At 41.2% G+C, this 14684-nt stretch carries 13 protein-coding genes; 8 read left to right on the forward strand and 5 right to left on the reverse strand.

What is annotated here, in order from left to right:
- Positions 1 to 161: 161 nt before the first annotated feature.
- Positions 162 to 590, forward strand: coding sequence for a hypothetical protein (locus tag IX53_RS05620; RefSeq protein WP_047754518.1), 429 nt, complete (start codon positions 162 to 164; stop codon positions 588 to 590).
- A 30-nt stretch (positions 591 to 620) separates the two neighbouring features.
- Here the strand turns inward: IX53_RS05620 and IX53_RS05625 are convergent, their stop codons facing one another.
- The 5 genes from IX53_RS05625 to IX53_RS05650 all read right to left on the reverse strand — a co-directional run bounded on the left by IX53_RS05625 (position 621) and on the right by IX53_RS05650 (position 7435).
- Positions 621 to 2384, reverse strand: a complete 1764-nt coding sequence (locus tag IX53_RS05625; protein WP_047754519.1) for a GTPase family protein — start codon at positions 2382 to 2384, stop codon at positions 621 to 623.
- 136 nt (positions 2385 to 2520) lie between these two features.
- Positions 2521 to 3459 carry an asparagine synthetase A gene (locus tag IX53_RS05630; protein WP_047754520.1) on the reverse strand — a complete coding sequence of 313 codons (939 nt, stop codon included), beginning with the start codon at positions 3457 to 3459 and terminating at the stop codon, positions 2521 to 2523.
- A 912-nt stretch (positions 3460 to 4371) separates the two neighbouring features.
- Positions 4372 to 5463, reverse strand: a complete 1092-nt coding sequence (gene nagA / locus IX53_RS05640) for an N-acetylglucosamine-6-phosphate deacetylase (RefSeq protein WP_245612685.1) — start codon at positions 5461 to 5463, stop codon at positions 4372 to 4374.
- Positions 5460 to 6380: an SIS domain-containing protein gene (locus tag IX53_RS05645; RefSeq protein WP_047754522.1), complete on the reverse strand. Its 921-nt coding sequence runs from the start codon at positions 6378 to 6380 to the stop codon at positions 5460 to 5462. Before IX53_RS05645 ends, nagA begins: the two co-directional genes overlap by 4 nt.
- 14 nt (positions 6381 to 6394) lie before the next feature.
- Positions 6395 to 7435, reverse strand: coding sequence for a serine hydrolase domain-containing protein (locus tag IX53_RS05650; RefSeq protein WP_245612686.1), 1041 nt, complete (start codon positions 7433 to 7435; stop codon positions 6395 to 6397).
- A 228-nt stretch (positions 7436 to 7663) separates the two neighbouring features.
- On the opposite strand from IX53_RS05650, the gene IX53_RS05655 reads away from it, so the two are divergent.
- The 7 genes from IX53_RS05655 (at position 7664) to murQ (ending at position 14677) form a co-directional block, all read left to right on the forward strand.
- Complete coding sequence (locus IX53_RS05655) at positions 7664 to 8446, forward strand: GntR family transcriptional regulator (RefSeq protein ID WP_082128489.1); 783 nt, start codon at positions 7664 to 7666, stop codon at positions 8444 to 8446.
- On the forward strand, positions 8443 to 9297 hold the full coding sequence (locus IX53_RS05660; protein WP_047754523.1) for a BadF/BadG/BcrA/BcrD ATPase family protein: 855 nt from the start codon (positions 8443 to 8445) through the stop codon (positions 9295 to 9297). The genes IX53_RS05655 and IX53_RS05660 overlap by 4 nt, the downstream gene beginning before the upstream one ends.
- 231 nt (positions 9298 to 9528) lie before the next feature.
- Positions 9529 to 10773 carry an ABC transporter substrate-binding protein gene (locus IX53_RS05665; RefSeq protein ID WP_245612687.1) on the forward strand — a complete coding sequence of 415 codons (1245 nt, stop codon included), beginning with the start codon at positions 9529 to 9531 and terminating at the stop codon, positions 10771 to 10773.
- 60 nt (positions 10774 to 10833) lie between these two features.
- Positions 10834 to 11739: a carbohydrate ABC transporter permease gene (locus IX53_RS05670; protein WP_047754524.1), complete on the forward strand. Its 906-nt coding sequence runs from the start codon at positions 10834 to 10836 to the stop codon at positions 11737 to 11739.
- Position 11740: 1 nt separating this feature from the next.
- The gene (locus tag IX53_RS05675) at positions 11741 to 12568 is read left to right on the forward strand and encodes a carbohydrate ABC transporter permease (RefSeq protein ID WP_047754525.1); all 828 of its coding nucleotides are present in this window, start codon (positions 11741 to 11743) and stop codon (positions 12566 to 12568) included.
- A gap of 12 nt (positions 12569 to 12580) precedes the next feature.
- Positions 12581 to 13738, forward strand: coding sequence for an exo-beta-N-acetylmuramidase NamZ family protein (locus IX53_RS05680; RefSeq protein ID WP_047754526.1), 1158 nt, complete (start codon positions 12581 to 12583; stop codon positions 13736 to 13738).
- 36 nt (positions 13739 to 13774) lie between these two features.
- A complete protein-coding gene (murQ, locus tag IX53_RS05685) occupies positions 13775 to 14677 on the forward strand; it encodes an N-acetylmuramic acid 6-phosphate etherase (protein WP_156173118.1) in 903 nt (300 codons plus the stop codon).
- Positions 14678 to 14684 lie beyond the last annotated feature (7 nt).

Here is a 14684-nt window from a genome sequence, read left to right on the forward strand (position 1 = left end):
AAAGCTCTTTGAACACGTATTTTTACGTGAAAAACGTTTTTTGAAAAGCTTCAAAATTCTCATAGATCTGTCACATTCACCCCCCTCCAGATAGTCCTTCAAAATCTTTGAATATCTTTTCTATTAAGTTATAATTTCAGCAACAACGGGGGTGGTTGTGCATGAAAAAACTAGTGTTTATTGTGCTTGTTTTAACGATTGTTTCTATAGCATTTGGTGGTGGTTACTTCCTCGGGCTTGGTGATGTAGGAAACGCTTACGGCATAGCGGGCGGTCTTACTATTGATGGTTTTACGCTCTTTGGTTACATGGGTCATGCTTCTGTGATGGCCGTTCTTGGAACTGGTATCGGTGCTGCTGCTGATTTGACACCTTTTGAACTCTACACTGGTGTGTTCGGCAACTACAACTACAGCCTCTTGCTTGGTGCTGGTGCTGGCGTATCGATAGGGTTATATGGAACCGCATTACACCTCGGCGCCGGAGTGACCATCAAAGTGCTATGGGGTGAACATTATTTTTCCAAAACTACTGTTGGATTCGGGTTAGGGGGATTTTATTACGATAGCGTTTTAGCCTATGTTTTTTAAAAAAACAGGGTGATTTCAACCACCCTGTTTTTACGTTTGGATCAATTTTATCAGGCTCTTGGCTGCTTGCAGGGGGCCTATTTGTTCGTACGAACTTATGCCCAGCTGTGTACACACCTCTCCAATTTTAACACCTGTATTCATCATGGCTTTCAGAAATTTAATAGCTATTTCATTGTGCCTTTCTTTTCGCTGTATTGCACCAAAGGGATTGGCAAAGTAACTATGAGTCAGTCCCTTTTCAGACGTTGTTCCCTTTGCGATCCTTGCCCCTTTTGAGAACACTTCCAGTGCTTCTTCGACACTATTAAAGAATCTAATCTCTTCCCCTTCTTTGACTTTCTGATAATTGTTAGCATATAGGAAGTAGTCAATCTTCGTTGGACGTATAATTTCATCATAATTTGAATAGGGAACAATAACTCGCGCATTTACAACATTAGGATTCATAAATATACTTCTATCCATCGTAGAATATGCATAACCTGGTTGAAGATCATCTAGTCTGACAAAAGCCCCCGTTTCCGTCCCGAAAGCAACAACTTCGCCTGTTTCCGTTATGGCAAGCGATCCCATATCGTCGATAAGGATGTTCACTTCCGAAACTTCCTCTTTCAACTGGTTCAGAGCATCCAGCGTTTCCGATTTTCCAGCTCCGCTATCACCGATCAGCATGATATTTGCGCATTTCCCATCCTTCAGCCTTATCTGTGCAAGTGCACCATGAATGGGCAATCTACCTTCATCTAATACCAAAAGGTTATGAATAGTTAGGATCATCTTTTTCATATAACCAAAATAGTCGATGGAAGGATGGTCTCCAATCAGTCCTACATACATATTGTCTTCTTCTTTATAAATCACCCCATTTACGTCTTCGGGCTTTTCAAAGAAATCACTATTTATACCAAATACATAGATCCCATCTGGTTTTCTGTTTCTTATACTATGGAAACTGGCAATTTCGAAAAGATTTCCAAGACCAGCGGCTAGGGCCAGATACTCTTTGTTAGTAAGAACAAAAAGCAACTTGTTACCAACAAATATGGGGAATAAAAGCCAGTTTTGAGGATTATCAATGCTAAGTTTGTGGAGTATCGGTCTGTCTATGACCTTAAAAAGCCCTCTCCTTTTGTTGGAGCGGGTATAAAAAATGACAGGTGGTTCAAAGATGATGCTCCATACAAAATCCAAGTCATATAACCATTTAGCTTTTTCTACTATTGCGCTTTGATGAATCTCAGGTTTATCGACTAGAAAACTCACCTGAGCGCCACCAGGTTCCTGTCGCATAATTTTCAGACTTACATCAGAAATATTGATCAATATCTGCCTGTATGTATTGAGAACGAGAGTTTTAAGTTCAGCATTTGTATTCACGAGAACTGTCTGCTTAAATATCCTTTTAAGCCTCGCGGGGGTGTATGTGTCCCTTCTAAGCATGAACCTGTGTTTATTTCTCCAGAGACTGAATAAACTCTCAACGAATTTAACAAGCAGTTCTTTTTTATCACTCAACCTGGGAAAGGAATAGCACTTGGAAGTATCAATTTCTTCAATTGTATTGACCATAAGTGCCAGTAATAGCTGGATAATAGAATCAATGTCATATCTTTCCTCAAAAACTGACTCTTTTGGATCTTTGATGAATAGATCGAAAAGCTCATACAATGAAGTCTTTTTTCTCACCGAATCTTTTATTAATTCGGTCAGCAAAGCACGGAAGGTTTCGGAGTTAAAAATCTGCGATACCGCATTATAAGATATCTGACCATCGATCACTATACTTCTCATAGAATCACCTCATTCAAAGCTTTCGTGATGTTAAAAAAATCACAATTCAATCATACACCTTCCGTTGATTTTTTGCCTTATGGATATTATTCGATTCGATTTCGATGTTATATAGTTTCAATACATTAAATCAATTTTATATCCAGTCCATGCCTGGAACTTTTGGAAATAGCCTTGTGAGACTCACATGGGGCAGATTGCAGATATAGCGTGTCAGACGTTCCACCCCAAAACCACAGCCGGCTGAAGGAACGAGTCCTCCATCTTCAGCTATTCGCAAATACCACTCAAAGTCATTCCTGTCGGTGTTTTTGTACTCCATGCGCATCAATATCCGCTCATAATCGTATTCTCTTTCACCGCCTGAAAGCACCTCTCCGAACCCCTGAGGGAGAATCAGATCCATATCTAAAAGGGTCTGCCCATCTTCCGAAAGTTTATCATAGAATTCCCTGTTATTTATCGGGATATCCACCAGCCATAAAGGTTCAGTCGCTCTTTCAGAAAGGATCTTCTCGAAATCCTTTCCATATTCTTTGAGTACTTCAAGATACTTAACCTTTTTAAAGGGAATCGCAGGAACTTTGACCTCTGATCCGAGTGCTCTGAGTTCTTCACTGCAACTTCGCTTTACACTGGAAATAACATACACCAGCAGTTCTTCGATCAGATTCATGACAACTTCTCGTTTCGCACCTTTCATTTCAAGATCGATCTGTGTGAATTCAAACAGGTGACGACCACTGTCTTTCTTGTCTTCAGTCTCCAGACGGACATTGGGAGAAACTATGAAGATACGATCAAACGCTGTTACTGCAAGCTGTTTGTGAAATATCATTGACTGTGTTAGTCGATAGATCGTCCCGTAGTAATCAAATCTTGCATTGAAAACTTCATGGTTCAGTGGATCCGTCAAAGGAGATACGATAGTCGGCAAGAGCTCAACAAAGCCCTGCTCCCTCAAGAATTCAGTAGCGCGTGCGATTACTTCCGCCTTCACTTTCACTGCTTTCTGCACTACAGGGTTCTCAAGATGTTTCATAACTTTTTCTGTAATTCCTAGACTCTTTTCCATAAGATCACCCCTTATATAAAAAAATAAGGCCGATGGATTCCCATCGGCCGGTTTTTTTGAACAACTTCACGCAAAGGCAAAACCGACCGATCCCGGCCCGTTATTGTTATTATTATTGAGATTTATGAAGATAATTGCACTTCTCATAATCCCAATCCTCTCTGAAATGTGTTTTGAAGATAATACCACATAAATGTCGAAAATTCCAAATATCTTATCTGGAAAATTTCTTTCAAAATTCTCTCCAAAAAACCTCATTGAACAGCTAAATATTTAATCATTCCGAGTAAATATTTCAAATTTAATATAAGAAATTTCTCTTTTCTCAAAAACACCTCAAATTCCAAACAACACTCGTACATAGCTTTCATAGCACATTACAAACAAATTCACCTCACAAAAAGACAACGCCAGCTAATAAATATTTAAGTTAAACCTTAAAATTTTTAATTCACCCCTTGACATCTTCAAGTGTTTCGTGGTATATTATGAGCATCGAGGGAAGAATATCAAGAAAAAGGGGGTTGAAACGATGAAAAGAAGATGGAGTATGAAAGAGGTCGACAGGGAAATGGAACAGAGAAAAGAAAAAGTCTTGCGGAGTATTTACATCCAACCAATAGGATTCTAAATCCGAAAAGGAGGGATGGCCCGATGAAGAGAGGAAATAGCATGAGAGAGATCGATAGGGAAATGGAACAGAGAAAAGAGAATGCCTTGAAGAGAATTTTCAGCCAACCAAGGGGGTTTTGAACCGAGAGAAGGAGGTGCTTTTCATGAACGAAAGAGAAAGAAGAATTCATTACAAAGAAATTGATAAAATGCTGGAACAGATAAAGATCAAATTACTTTCACAGATGCATTATCGATTCTGAATCGATCAAAAAAGGGGCGCCGGGTAACCGGCGTCTTTCATTTATTATAGACCTCTTCACCTTTGAATATAGTTTTCAGGACAGTCAGGTCTTCATTCAGTAAGGCGAGATTGGCAGTGTAACCTTCTTTTATACGTCCCAACCCGGTTATGCCAAGACTCAGGAGAGAATTATATGAAGAAACTTTTGATAGTTCTTTCAAACTGCAGTTTGTGAACTTCCGGAAATTTTTGACAGCGTCGTTGAACAGCAGAGTACTCCCGGCAAGGGAACGGCTTTCTACCAGTTCTGCCCTCTTCCCTTTCAGTTCCAATTTTAACCCTCCGAGCTCATAGATGCCATTTTCAAGCCCAGTTGCGGATATCGAATCAGTAACCAGCATTAGCCTATCTGCACCTTTAACTCGATAAACAAAATCTACGAACTCAGGAACACTGTGAATTCCATCGGCGATGATCTCTAGGTTGAAATCAAGGTATAGACCGGACCCTGTCACACCCAGCTCCCTGTGGTGAAGCGTGGAAAGAGCGTTGGGAAAATGGGTGATCCTGTCTATACCCATTTCAAAAGCACGTCTCAGTACAGAGTAGGTAGCCATGGAGTGACCGATGCTCACGACTATCCCCTTTTTTCTGCAGATTCCAACAAGCCTGTTGAATCCATCTATCTCAGGGGCTGCAGTGATTATTTTCACTGGGTATCTGAGAATCTGTTCAAAGCCATTTGTCACAGATATTATATGCTCAGGGTTTTGAGCTCCTTTTTTTTCTTTGCTGATGAAAGGCCCCTCAAGATGAAGTCCTGCAATCGAAGAAGGCAGCTTCGCCAGAGCATCTTCCACCTTCAAGATGTCTTCAAAGCTCGCAGAAACCGTTGTGGGCAGAAAGGTTGTAACACCTTGCTCAAAGTTCCTTTTTGCCCATTCTTCAAAGTTTTCTGCTTTCGCACTCATCGTATCTATACCGTATTGACCGTGAGTATGTACATCAACAAAACCGGGCATTAAAATCGCCTTTGGAGTACAATGATAGCGGCGTATATCTACAATCTTTCCCTTACCGATTTTCACAGAGCCGGTGTACTCGCCGTCAACGGGGTCAACAATTAATAAATCCTCGATTTTGATCATATTATCACCGACTTCGAAAGGTTTTTTGGCTTATCAGGATTCAAACCTTTTTTGATAGCCCTTAGATATCCAAGGATCAAAAGTGGAATGATTTTTAACGGCGATTCGAGACCATTTTCGTTTTTAATACTGAAGTCTCCAGCTTCCCCGATAACCGATACCGTTGCTCCCAGTTTTTTTAGGTCTTCCACGAGAGTCTTTTCATAGTTGGAACTCTTTGATATGAGCGTAACAAAGCTTTGCCTGGTTAATGTCGAAATCGGCCCATGTCTGAACTCAAGGGGTTCGTGATACTCCACTCGCTCTAAAGCCATTTCTTGAAGTTTCAAAGCCCCCTCCTTTGCTATCCCATAATTTTCATCATATCCAAGAAATACAAAGTGATTAAAATCTTCAAGGGGAATGTTTTTGAAATATTCCATACTATCGTCAAGCAGGTGCTTTGCCGCTTTATGCTGGTCTTTAGATCCTACGGAATTCAAGATAACTGTGAGAATTACAAGAAAAGAACCCGTCATGACAACACTCTCTTCTCTGGAGAAGTCAAGAACCAGACTTTCATCACATACTTCTGTGAGTCCCGTGCCTGGCTCACAGGTTATTCCAAAGGTATATATCCCTTTGCTTTTCAACAATTCCGCCGTTCTGATGGTTTCCGTTGATTCACCCGTTCTCGAAATAAGAAAGGCTTTGTTTATTTCAGGCAATTCCTGTGTGACGAGGAGTTTTCCTGCGGTACGCACCTGAGCACGAATCCCGTACCTCTTAAGAACTTTAGAGGAAATATAACCAATATTGTATGAAGAACCACATCCTACGAAAAGGTGTCTATCCTCTTTATTTAGAGAAAGTCCGTAGGATTCTGCTTTCTTGAGAAGCAATGGTATCCTCATAATCTCATTTAATGTTTTACTCAATTTTCTCACCTCTATTATCTGAACTCTGAAAATACAACATTGTGGAGTTTTCTTCTAATACTTTGCATCAAAGGAATCGTTGACCTTCTACTCAACCTTGTCCGGTTAGAAAGGAATATTACTCTGACACCACTTTTTGCATCTACCCAGATCGATGTTCCCGTAAATCCCGTATGTCCGTAGGCGTATGTGTCGAGAAAATCTCCTGAACTTCCTGAAAAATCGGGCACACGCCAGCCCAGATGTGTTTTTACTCCGCCTATGTCCACTATTTCACGGGTAAACAACTCAAAAATACGTTTAGGAAAAAGCTTCTCTCCCTCGAGCCCGTTAATCAATCTGTACAGATCCATAGCATTCGAAAAACATCCAGCATTTCCACTCACGCCTCCCAGATAATAAGCTAGTTCATCATCGGGTTTTCCTCTCAAGAATTCTCCTTCCCTTTTGCAGGTAGGAGCAACATGAAAACGCTTTACATCTGGCAAAAATCCTATACATTCCAATCCAAGGGGAGCGAAAATGTTTTCTCTTAAAAAGCGATCAAAAAGCGTACCGGTAATAGCTTCGATAACAGCCTTCAAAATGATGAAGTTAATACACGAATACTGGAATCTCTTACCTGCTGGGAATATGGGCTTGGTCCTTAAAAGTTTATCCAGAAGAACTTTACCTCTAAGACTTCTCCATGCTGTTGAATAAGGGGGCATACCGGAAGAATGGGTCACGAGATGAAAAATCGTTATCTGTTTTCTATCTGAAAATTCTTTCAGATAAATATAAACAGGGTCCCCGAGTGCAAGTTGTCCTCTATTAATCAGGAACATAATTGCCGGCAGAACGGTTGTAACTTTGGTGAGACTCGCCAGATCATACACAGTTTCAATGGTAATAGTTTTCGCATCCTTTGACGGTGCTTCTCTTCCAAATGCCCTTAAGAAAAGTATTTTTTCTCTTGTGCCAATTAAGATGACAGCTCCAGGATATACACGTTTTTTTATACCTTCTTCTATAACGAATTTGACCTCGCAAAAAGATTTTTCCAGATGAATCACCCCTTCTAATATTAATCTTGAAAGAATAAGATAACAAATTTACCAACGGACAATCTATGGTAATTATGGGAAATATGAGGCCATTAGAACGCAATACTTTCATTATTGTTTATATGCTATATACATTTGCCATTTGAAAATACAAATAAATAAGTATTAAAATAGGAGCGTTGTCATTGCTCATCGAAGCAAAGGTGACCATCAAAACCCTATAAAGGGGGCGTTGAAATGAACAAAAAGCCACTGGAAAGAGTAAGCGATGTCGAAAGATTGTCTGTCAGAACAGAGAAAGAACACGGAGTTCCAGCGTATATCTCTATCTATCGCACACTGAAAGCGAGAATAGAAGATGGAACCTATTCCAAGAAACTTCCAACAGAAAAAGAACTCTGTGAAGAGTTTGAAGTAAGCAGGTTGACCGTAAGGCGCGCTCTTGATGAGCTCAAAAGGGAGAGACTCCTCATCTCCAAAAAAGGAAAAGGCACCTTCGTAACGGAAAAAAAGCGCGAGGAGCAGTTAAGTACACTCGCAGGATTTACTGAAGAAGCCATAAGCGAAGGGCATACCACGAAATCGCTTGTCCTGAAAAACGAAATAATATTTCCTCCCACAGAAGTAATGGATGCCTTTGGACTACCACATAAAGGTATGGTTGTCCTGTTAGAGAGAGTGAGGTTCCTTGACGACCAACCAATGGCAATAGAAAGGAGCTATCTCAACCCTTTGGTAGATATCAGGGTGTTGAACATTATCAAGATGGATATGTCGAATGAATCGCTTTATCGGGTGCTCAAAGAAGAATTCAGCATAAAACTCGACCATGCCGTCGAAATCATCGAAATCGCAAAACTGTCGGAAATAGAAGCGAAATACCTCGAGACCAACGAGGGAGATTACGGCATTTTACGCCACCGGCTTACTTACACATCTGAAGGTTTGTGTCTGGAATACGTTGAATCAATATACAGAGGTGACAAATACAAGCTGAAAGTCGTGAGGAAGTCATTATGAAAGTCATGGGGATAGATGGGGGCGGTACTCTTTTAAGTGCCTCTATATTTGACGGTTCCTCTTTCGAGAAAGAGACTTTTGATTTTAGCTCCAATCTTTCAGTAGTACAATATGAAAATTTGGTGGAACTACTTGAAAACTTGAAGTCGCATCTTGGTGTACCCGATGCACTGGTAGCTTCTTTTTCAGGTGCAGGAGATCCAGTAAGAAAAGCAACACTCGAAAGAGCTTTGAACGACGTGTTCCCTAATTCATACCGGGAGATAATTACGGATGTTGAAGGTGTTTATCGTTCCTGCTTTCCTGAAGGGTACGGGGTGGTTGTTATTGCTGGAACTGGTTCCGTGGTATACGGAAAAAACTCCGAAGGAGAGCCTTCCCGGGCCGGAGGCTGGGGGCACCTGTTCGACGACGAAGGTAGCGCTTTCTGGATTTCGAAAGAACTGATCAGATACGCTTTAAAACATCGTGATGGACTCATTCCACCAGATCCTATCTTTCAAAAGATGCTCGATCATTTTAACCTAAATAGCCTTGAATCTCTGGCAAACCTACAGTTGAGTGGAGATTTCAAGGCAAAAATTGCCTCATTTACCGAAATAGCCCTGAAAGACCCTTCACCACTGGTGTTTACGATCATTAAAGAAGCCTCCGAACTCCTGTCTGAAATGATAAGCGTAGTCCTGAAGAAAACAGGCTCTTCCAGAATCATACTCAGTGGTGGATGCTTCAAATCTCCCCTATACTCTCGAAAAATAATCGAAAAATTTCCTGACTCTGACGTTGAAATCTTCAACGATAGAACCGATTTATATATCGCGAGAGAACTCTTTCAGAGATTAAAAAGGTGATTTAGCTTCGTTATATTCTAATGTATTATCATATCTAATATGAATATACATATTTTCATATAAACGATTACTCTCTTCAACGTTATTTCCTGATATTGTCAGTTTATTGCTTATAACTGCCCTTTATCTGTCTTGGAGTAATGCTATATATGTTTGTATAATTAATCGGCTTGTATTGGCTTACCATATAAAACTGTGTATCCTTTACTTCACAAAAAAGGGGTGAGTTGCATGAAACTGAGAGTTTTGTTTTTACTTTCATTGGTTCTCCTGCTGGCTATCATAGCTGTTTCAGGCGAAGTTACAATCTGGAGCTGGAGAAGCCAGGATGCAGATGTCTGGAAAAAGGTTGAGGCAAATCTTAGAGCTCAAGGATACAATATCAAGATTAAATTCACAGCGTATGCTCCCACAGAGTACGATGCCAAAGTGAACCTTGCTCTTCAGACGGGAACTGGACCTGATCTGGTTTATTCCAGAAGACTTCCCGGTGGTCGGACGCAGGCTTTGATTGATAATGGCCTCTATTTACCACTTCCAGATGACTTTGACCTCAGTCATTTCCCGCAGGCTGTTCTAAATTCGGTGACTTCAGGTGGAAAAGCCTACGGTGTGCCCTTCGCTGTGCAGGTCGTCGGAATCTTCTATAACAAAGATTTCTTTGAACAATTCGGCCTTTCAATTCCCAGAACCTGGGATGAACTTGTGAGTGTAGCAGAAACACTGAAAAACAACGGAATAACACCTTTCTTCGTCCCCGGCAAAGAAGCCTGGGCATTGACTATGCAACATGCTATGTGTGGTGTCAGCGTCCTCGGCCCCGAGTGGATTAAAGACCTCACAGAAGGGAAGACCTGCTTCCTTGACGTGAAATTCGTCGATCTCAACAGGAAATTGAATGATCTTAAAAAATACTATCAAAAAGGTTTCATGGGCAATTCCGTAAATGACTTGAATGCCGCTTTTGCATTTGGTCAGGCAGCAATGGTATTTTACGGCATTTGGGGTTACCAGACATGGCATGAACTTAACCCAGATTTGAGAGTTGGATATTTCATGGTTCCACCAGCTAATGAATGTCAGGAGCCTTATGCCTATACTTACATGGATGGCGCTATAGCTCTCACTTCGAATGTAAAGAACAGAGAAGATGCTTTGAAAGTTCTGGAATTCTGCGCAACACCGGAATTCGGTACAATTTTCTCTAACATAACTTATAACATCCCCGCCGTTAGCGGAGCAAAGCTTCCCGATTTAGAAATATTGAAGATCGCTGTTGATACCTACAACAATCACGCATCCCCTTACGTCTACTGGGTCGGTTCCGTATTTGTAACCAAGAAACCCTCACTCTACACCGACATATTGAGTCCTGGAATGCAGGCCATGTATTCCGGAAAGATAACCCCGGAAGAACTTGCCAGAATGGCTCAGGACGGAATTTCTCAATGGTATGAACCTCTCATGAAGAAATAATCACCCAAAACGCTCCCCTTCCCCTTTGATGGGGAAGGGGATTTCTTAAGGAGAGTCAGAATGAAGTTGGCGAAGAGATATCTTCTCTTATTTGTTTTGCCCGCTCTTGTGTTATACACTCTGTTCATTGTTTATCCTTTGATTAACAGTCTATTCTTGAGCCTTTACAGCTGGCCAGGTGTTGGGCAAAAAACATTTGTCGGTCTGGACAATTTTAGAAGGGTTTTCACAGCCGGAGCCTTTAAGAATGAAGTCTTTAATGCATTCTGGCATAATGTGTACTTCTACTTTCTTGCGGCGGCGATTGAAATAGGGGTAGGTTTTTTCATCGCCCTGATGCTGGCAAGTAAAATTAAAGGTGCCAGAATGTTCAGAAACATAGTATACATCCCAAATATGATACCGCTAGTGTTGGTAGGTTTCATGTGGAGTCTTTATTTAAACCCTCAGGTCGGCCTCGTTAACCAATTTTTGAGGGCCATAGGTCTTGGCGGTCTTGCGCAATCCTGGCTTGGTCAGGAATCAACAGCGCTTACCACCATAATCCTCGTGAACGCGTGGAGGAACATTGGATTCTACGTCCTTGTCCTTCTGGCTGCCATCCTCGATATAAACCCCTCGTTGCTGGAAGCAGCCTATATCGATGGTGCGAGTAACTGGAAGATAATATGGAGAATAATATTTCCGCTTTCCTTTTCAACTATCAGAACTCTAGCCATACTCCTGTTCATATGGAGTTTCAATGTATTCGACATGATATACGCTCTTGAGGGTGTTCAGGCCGGTCCTTATCGTTCCACCGATGTTCTTGGAACACTTTTCTATCGAACGGCTTTTGGCGGTTTGGGAAGCTCAGCCGTTGATATGGGACTTGGTGCAACGATTACTGTCTTCATATTCGCAACAATCATGCCTGTTTCCATTCTCTACGTTTACCTCGTCGAAAAAAGGCAAAGGAGCGTTTGATATGCTAACACTCACAAAATATGGAAAAATAATTGTTTACACTCTTTTGTTGATATATACCTTGCTGGTGCTGGTACCGTTCTTGATGATGATCAGTAACTCTTTCAAGACCATGAGAGATATATATCTAAAGCCGTTTTCTCTCCCAACAAACCCGTCGTTAAAAAATTTCGTTGACGCGTGGAATCAGGCAGGAATAGGAAGGGGTTATTTGAATAGCATAATCATAGCTGGAAGTGCTGTTGTGGGTATAGTGATTATTTCGTCGCTCTTTGCCTACGCTATTTCGAAATATGAATTCAAAGGAAGACGTTTCCTTTTCATATATTCAATGCTCGGTCTCGCATTTCCTGCAAGATTAGCCATAATACCTATCTATCTGCTCTTAAGGGATCTTCACCTGACGAACAGCAGGCTTGGTCTCATAATTATATATATTGCAGTGAATATACCATTTTCGATATTCCTTTTGAAAAACTTCATAGATGGTGTCCCTAACGAATTGAGTGAAGCAGCAAGAATAGACGGTGCGAACCCTCTTCAAATTTATAGACATGTTGTACTGCCCCTCATAAAGCCTGCCATCTCAATAGTGTCTATTGTGAGCTTTGTGAACGTCTGGAACGATTTCTTTTTCCCGCTTATATTCATCAATGACCGCTCGAAAGCCACCATAACCCTGGCTGTATCGATTTTTTTTGGAGAATACGCCAATCGCTGGAACCTGCTTTTCACGAGTTTGACATTGGCTGTGGCACCAACAATAATATTGTTCCTGATCTTTTCAAAACAGTTCATCGCAGGTATGACTCAAGGAGCAATAAAATAAGGTTGTGAAAGAATGAAGGTAAAACCTGGTATAGAAAAGATCATCGAAGAGAAAGAAAAATACCTGGGACTCAATTTTGGCTTGTTAACCAACTCTTCAGGTGTAACTTCTAAGCTAGAGATCAATCTAGGAAAGCTTCTTGAAAATGGTTTCAAAATAAAAAAGCTTTTTGGACCGGAGCACGGAATCTGGGGAGCGGTCGCTGATGGAGAAAAGGTCAAAGATGTAATCGATCCCAGATTCGGCCTTTTGGTTTATTCACTCTACGGAGAACACCTAAAGCCCACCCAGGAAATGTTGGAAGGATTGGATGGAATAATCTATGACATACAAGATGTGGGACTCCGCTATTATACATACATCTACACCCTCGGTTATGTCATGGAGGCGTGTAGAGAAAAGGGAATTAAAGTCATAGTTCTTGATAGACCAAATCCCCTCAGTGGAAAGGTGGAAGGACCTGTTGTTAGAAAAGGGTTCGAATCATTTGTAGGCGGATATGGGCTGGTTATCCGTTACGGTCTTACAATAGGCGAACTCGCACGTTATCTCAACGAAGAGTTCTCCATGGGAGCAGACCTGGAAATAATAAAGATGGACGGCTGGAGAAGGGATTTTTACTATGACAATACGGGGCTTTTGTGGCCTACTCCCTCACCAAACCTTCCAGATCTCGAACACACAATTCTTTATACAGGCATGTGTCTCCTGGAGGGTGTTAACGTCTCCGTTGGCAGAGGGACTGTACATCCGTTTAAGTATATTGGAGCTCCATGGATAAATTCAAAACAGTTACTGGAAACACTCAACAATTTTAATCATCAAGGGATTGAATTCCGCGAAAGAACCTTCATACCTTTTTCAGCAAAATACGCAAACGAGCTTTGCTATGGACTGGAATTTTACATAACCGATCGTGAAAAAGCTGAGCCGTTAAAAACGGCTTTGAATCTAATTCATGCGTTAATTAAACTCCATCCCGAAGATTTTCAGTGGGACCACGTATATCATGATTCCAATGGTGTCAACCATTTTGACAGACTCATCGGTAATCCTGATTTTAAAAACTTACTTCAAAGCGGAGCTACCGGTGAAGAACTGGTAGAGTCATGGAGAAAAGAGGAAAAGCAATTTGAAGAACTGGTCCAGCAATACCACCTTTATCGATAGTACAAAACCAAACGATTACTGGCAGGAGTGATTGATTTGAAAAAAGACCTGGAAAATCTGATTACAGAAAGCATCAATGAAAAGAGCATATATATCGACAGGGTTCCCATCGCTGAGAAATTGAAAATAATTAACGATGAGGATAAGAAGATCGCCTGTGCTGTTGAAAAGGCAATCCCGGAAATTGAAAGAGCAATCCTTCTAACAATAGAGAGCCTGAAAAAGGGTGGCAAAATCCTCTATGTGGGTGCAGGGACAAGTGGAAGGATGGGAGTTGTCGATGCATCCGAAATATTTCCAACTTTCGGAGAAAAAGACGCCTTCAAAGCGATAATAGCAGGCGGTGAAAAAGCGTTCCTGGCACCGATTGAAGATGCAGAAGACAGAGAAGAAACCGCTTCGGATGAATTAAAAAGAGTGGGCATAACCAACGGAGATACTGTTATAGGAATCACTGCGAGCGGAAGAACCCCGTTCGTGCTATCAGTGTTGAGGGAGGCCAAAAGAATTGGGGCAAACACGGTTGCAATTTCTAATGTTTCAAACCCCAAAGTTGCCGCTTTCGCAGATGTAAGCATCGAAGTCGTAACTGGACCGGAAGTGATAACCGGATCAACAAGGATGAAAGCGGGAACAGCGCAAAAAATGGTATTGAATATGATAAGCACTGTAACGATGATTGAAATGGGAAAAGTGTATCGAAATTTTATGACAGACCTGATAGTAACCAATAAGAAACTGGCAGAAAGAGCAATAAAAATGATTCAAATGGCAACGGGAATTGACTATGAAAAGGCTCGAGAATTATTTGAAGCCTCCGATAGAAAACCACGAATAGCCATATACATGGCTATTACAGGTTCTACGAAAGAAGAAGCCACAAAGGAATTAGAAAAAGCCGAGGGGAAATTATACAAAGCTCTTGGCGAAACAGAATAAGCAGGTT

The organism is Kosmotoga pacifica (assembly GCF_001027025.1).
Taxonomy (GTDB): Bacteria; Thermotogota; Thermotogae; order Petrotogales; family Kosmotogaceae; genus Kosmotoga_B; species Kosmotoga_B pacifica.